Genomic DNA, 4,408 nt, shown 5'->3' on the forward strand with positions numbered 1-4,408 from the left:
GCGGGCAGTCGGTGAACACCACCGACTCCGCGGTTCGGCTCACCCACCTGCCCACCGGTATCGTCGTCACCTGTCAGAACGAGAAGTCGCAGCTGCAGAACAAAGTGGCGGCCATGCGGGTGCTGCAGGCAAAGCTGTTGGAACGCAAGCGGTTAGAGGAACGCGCAGAGCTCGATGCGTTGAAAGGCGACGGCGGTGCGTCGTGGGGCAACCAGATGCGCTCCTACGTGCTGCACCCGTATCAGATGGTCAAGGACCTGCGCACCGAGTACGAGGTCGGCAACCCGGCCGCAGTGCTCGACGGTGACATCGACGGTTTCCTGGAAGCGGGGATCCGGTGGCGGAACAGGCCAGATGACGATTAGCGAGGTAACACCCTGACCGGTTGTGGCCGGGCGCCCCGTTACACTGCGAGCCGTGATGATCACGTTCGATCATGTCAGCAAGCAGTACAAATCGTCGGCGCGTCCGGCACTGGACAACATCAACGTCAAGATCGACAAGGGCGAGTTCGTGTTCCTGATCGGTCCATCCGGTTCGGGCAAGTCCACCTTCATCCGGCTGCTGCTGGCCGAGGAGTCACCGACCACAGGTGACATCGGGTTGTCGAAGTTCCACGTCAACAAGATGTCCGGGCGCCACGTCCCGAAGCTGCGTCAGGTGATCTGGTGTGTGTTCCAGGATTTCCGTTTGTTGCAACAGAAAACGGTATTCGCCAACATCGCGTTCGCGCTGGAGGTCATCGGCAAGCGGTCCGAGATGATCAACCGGGTGGTTCCCGAGGTGCTGGAGATGGTCGGCCTCTCCGGCAAGGCCAACCGGATGCCCGCCGAGTTGTCCGGCGGCGAGCAGCAGCGGGTGGCCATCGCCCGCGCTTTCGTCAACCGGCCGCTGGTCTTGCTGGCCGACGAGCCCACCGGCAACCTCGACCCTGATACCAGCGAGGACATCATGGATCTGCTGGAGCGGATCAACCGCACCGGAACGACGGTGCTGATGGCCACTCACGACCATCACATCGTCGATGCGATGCGACAACGGGTGCTGCAGCTGTCGCTGGGCCGATTGGTGCGCGACGAGCAGCGCGGCGTCTACGGGATGGACCGTTAAGTGCGCTTCGGCTTTCTGCTCAACGAGGTTCTCACCGGCCTTCGTCGCAACGTCACCATGACGGTCGCGATGGTCCTCACGACGGCGATCTCCATCGGTGTGTTCGGTGGCGGGCTGCTGGTGGTCCGGCTGGCCGACCACTCCCGCGGCATCTACCTCGACCGCGTCGAGACGCAGGTGTTTTTAGACGACGAGCTGTCGGCCAACGACCCGGCCTGCGAGGCCGCGCCGTGCCGGGCACTGCGGGAGCAAATCGAGGCACGCAACGATGTCAAGTCGGTGCGCTTCCTCGACCGCGACGACGCCTACGCGGACGCGATCCGCAAGTTTCCGCAGTTCAAGGATGTGGCGGCCAAGGACTCGTTTCCGGCCTCATTCGTTGTCAAGCTGGAAAACCCCGAGCAGCACAAGGACTTCGACGATGCCGTGAAAGGCCAGCCCGGTGTGCGCAGTGTGCTCAACCAGAAGGAGCTGATCGACCGGCTTTTCGCGGTGCTGGACGGATTGAGCAACGCCGCGTTCGCCGTCGCGCTGGTCCAGGCGGTGGGCGCAATCCTGTTGATCGCCAACATGGTTCAGATCGCGGCATACACCCGGCGCACAGAAGTCAGCATTATGCGTCTGGTAGGAGCCAGCCGCTGGTATACCCAACTGCCCTTCCTGCTGGAAGCGACGCTGGCCGCGACCGCGGGTGTCGTCATCGCCGTCGCCGGGTTGATCCTGGTGCGGGCGATGTTCCTGGACAAGGCGCTCGACCAGTTCTACCGGGCTAATCTGATCGCCAGGGTCGACTACGCCGACGTCCTCTACATCACCCCGGTCCTGTGGATGGTGGGCGTGGCGATGGCCGGGGTGACCGCGTACGCCACCCTGCGGCTCTACGTCCGGCGGTAGCGGTGGCCAAGAAGGCCAAAGCGACCGCCGGCGGGAGCACTGGTAAGCAGGGTAAGCAGATTGTGGCCAGCAACCGCAAAGCCCGGCACAACTATTCGATCCTGGAGGTGTTCGAGGTGGGGGTGGCCCTGGTCGGTACCGAGGTCAAGAGCCTGCGGGCCGGCCAGGCGTCGCTGGCCGACGCGTTCGCCACCATCGACGACGGTGAGGTGTGGCTGCGCAACATGCACATCGCGGAGTATCACCACGGCACCTGGACCAACCATGCGCCGCGGCGCAACCGCAAGCTGCTGCTGCACCGTCGCCAGATCGACACCCTGGTCGGCAAGGTGCGCGACGGCAACCTCACCTTGGTGCCGCTCTCGGTGTATTTCACGGCGGGCAAGGTCAAAGTCGAGCTGGCGCTGGCCCGCGGTAAGCAGGCCCGCGACAAGCGTCAGGACTTGGCCCGCCGGGACGCCCAGCGGGAGATGACCCGAGCGCTGGGCCGGCGCGCCAAGGGCATGACCTGATCGGCATCGTCTTCGCGCTGGTGTCCGCGGTCGGCTTCGGGATGAGCGACTTCGCGGGCGGCATCGCCGCACGCCGGGTGCCCGCGCTGCGGGTGGTGCTGCTGTCCTACCCCGTGACGCTGGTGGCGCTGGGTGGGCTGGCCGCCGCGGTGGGCGGACCGATCCGTCCGGGCGCCATCGGTTGGGGTGCGGCGTGCGGGGTCGCGCTGGGGCTGGGCGGGTGGTGGTTCTACGCGGCCCTGGGCTCCGGACCCATCTCGGTGGTCTCGCCGCTGACCGCGGTGTTGACGGCCGGCGTTCCGGTGCTGGTCGGTCTGATCCAGGGGGAGCGGCCCAGCCCGGTGGCCGCGGCCGGCATCGTGGTAGCGCTGGCCGCGGTTGTCCTGGTGAGCCGGGAAGCCACCGACGAGGACGTCAAGCCACACCGGTTCACGCGCAAGGTGGCCTGGATGACGATCGGCGCCGGAGTGGCGTTCGGGCTGAACTTCGTCTTCATCGCGCTTGTGCCGGCGGAGTCCGGGCTGTGGCCGCTGTTGTTCGCGCGGCTGGCGGCCGTGATGCTGGTGATCACCGTTGCGGTGGCGGCTCGCGAGCTCCGGCTTCCGTCGGGGAACGCGGTGAAGCTGGCGTTGGCCGCGGCACTATTGGACGTCGGCGCCAACGTGGCCATGCTGCTGGCGCTGCGGGTTTCCCCGCTGGGGTTGGCCAGCGTGCTGATCTCACTGTTCCCGGCGGTGACAGTGGTGCTGGCTATCCTGGTGCTGCGTGAGCGAGCGCATCGCTGGCAAATTGTGGGCATGGTGGGGGCGCTGTTCGCGGTCGCGATGATCGCCACCGGGTGACTTTCGCGGCGGCGATGACCTGACCGTGACAAAGAATGAGGTTTGAGACGCCGAGGACCTGGAGAGGCATGCCACCCAGACACGTGAACAGTCGTCAAGCGCGGGCGTGGGCGAACGCCGACGGTCGGAAGCGTCACCGCATGTCCGAGGCTGAGCTGCGCGAACGCATTCTCAACACGGCACTGGAGATGCTCACGGAAAGTGGCGGCGTGACCGTGAGTCTGGCGCACCTGAACATGGAGGAACTCATTCGGCTCGCCGAGGTACCACGCAGCTCGGTTTATCGCACGTGGGCCAACAAGGAGGCGTTCTACGTCGACTTGATGGAGCGGATGCTCGTCCCCTCCGACCGGGCTACCTACTTCGGTGAGACCCTGTGCGTTGCTCGGCAAGTGCTTGACGACAACGCAGACCACCTCGACACGCCTGACGGACGGCGAGGCGTCCTTCTCGAGATGATCCGACAGACGGCTACCCGAAACTTCGAAGATACCTCCCGGTCGCTGAGGTGGCGCTTGTCCACAGCCCTCGCCGCCGCCCTGCCGACGCTCGGGAACCGAGACCAACAGCGAATCCTGGCGGCGCTCATCGATTCAGAGGCGCACTTCGTCGACCGGATGTCCGAGCTATACCGCGCCGCGCTGCCGGTACTCGGGATGCGCATGAAAGACGGGTTTGACATCAAGGTTTTGACCGCGACGACGTCGTCGGTCATCGACGGTCTGCTTGCGCGGAGCCTGACCAACCCAGCGGTCGTCGACCCGGTGATCATCATGCCGGCACTTGGCGGTAAACCGGCCGAGTGGCGGCTGGCGGCCATCGCTGCAATGGCGATCCTCGATGCCATGGTCGAGCCCGACCCGGCGTTTAAAGCCAACAGCTAAGAGTTGACCCGCGGAATACCGTGACCGGTTGTGGGTTATAATGGAGTGTTCTGCCGATGGTCGGCAGGACTCCCAGAAAAACACGAAAGGGGCTGAACGGTTTCGACTTCGCGCGTCGAATCAAGGGAAGCGTGCCGGTGCAGGCAGGAGACCACCGTAAGCGTCG

At 65.2% G+C, this 4,408-nt stretch carries 6 protein-coding genes; all 6 read left to right on the forward strand.

Annotation, left to right across the window (positions count from 1 at the left end; all coding sequences use genetic code 11):
- The coding region (locus tag AC2VON_RS14785; protein ID WP_486953621.1) for a peptide chain release factor-like protein at positions 1-365 on the forward strand (365 nt) is incomplete at its 5' end.
- Positions 366-420: 55 nt separating this feature from the next.
- Complete coding sequence (gene ftsE, locus AC2VON_RS14790; protein ID WP_486953625.1) at positions 421-1,110, forward strand: cell division ATP-binding protein FtsE; 690 nt, start codon at positions 421-423, stop codon at positions 1,108-1,110.
- Positions 1,111-2,004 (forward strand): permease-like cell division protein FtsX, encoded by an 894-nt coding sequence (ftsX, locus tag AC2VON_RS14795; RefSeq protein WP_486953622.1) that lies wholly within the window; start codon positions 1,111-1,113, stop codon positions 2,002-2,004. It abuts the gene before it with no gap.
- A 2-nt stretch (positions 2,005-2,006) separates the two neighbouring features.
- Positions 2,007-2,516 carry an SsrA-binding protein SmpB gene (smpB, locus tag AC2VON_RS14800; RefSeq protein ID WP_486953623.1) on the forward strand — a complete coding sequence of 170 codons (510 nt, stop codon included), beginning with the start codon at positions 2,007-2,009 and terminating at the stop codon, positions 2,514-2,516.
- Positions 2,513-3,358 (forward strand): EamA family transporter, encoded by an 846-nt coding sequence (locus AC2VON_RS14805; protein ID WP_486953626.1) that lies wholly within the window; start codon positions 2,513-2,515, stop codon positions 3,356-3,358. Before smpB ends, AC2VON_RS14805 begins: the two co-directional genes overlap by 4 nt.
- 140 nt (positions 3,359-3,498) lie before the next feature.
- Entirely contained in the window at positions 3,499-4,242 is a 744-nt protein-coding gene (locus tag AC2VON_RS14810; RefSeq protein WP_486953624.1) for a TetR/AcrR family transcriptional regulator, read from the forward strand.
- Positions 4,243-4,408 lie beyond the last annotated feature (166 nt).

This window comes from Mycobacterium sp. TH-M82 (assembly GCF_057473605.1).

What these genes read in the sequence shown, in the direction of transcription:
- ftsE (WP_486953625.1), top strand. Translation starts at nt 421, where the DNA reads ATGATCACGTTCGATCATGTCAGCAAGCAGTACAAATCGTCGGCGCGT.
- AC2VON_RS14810 (WP_486953624.1), top strand. Translation starts at nt 3,499, where the DNA reads ATGTCCGAGGCTGAGCTGCGCGAACGCATTCTCAACACGGCACTGGAG.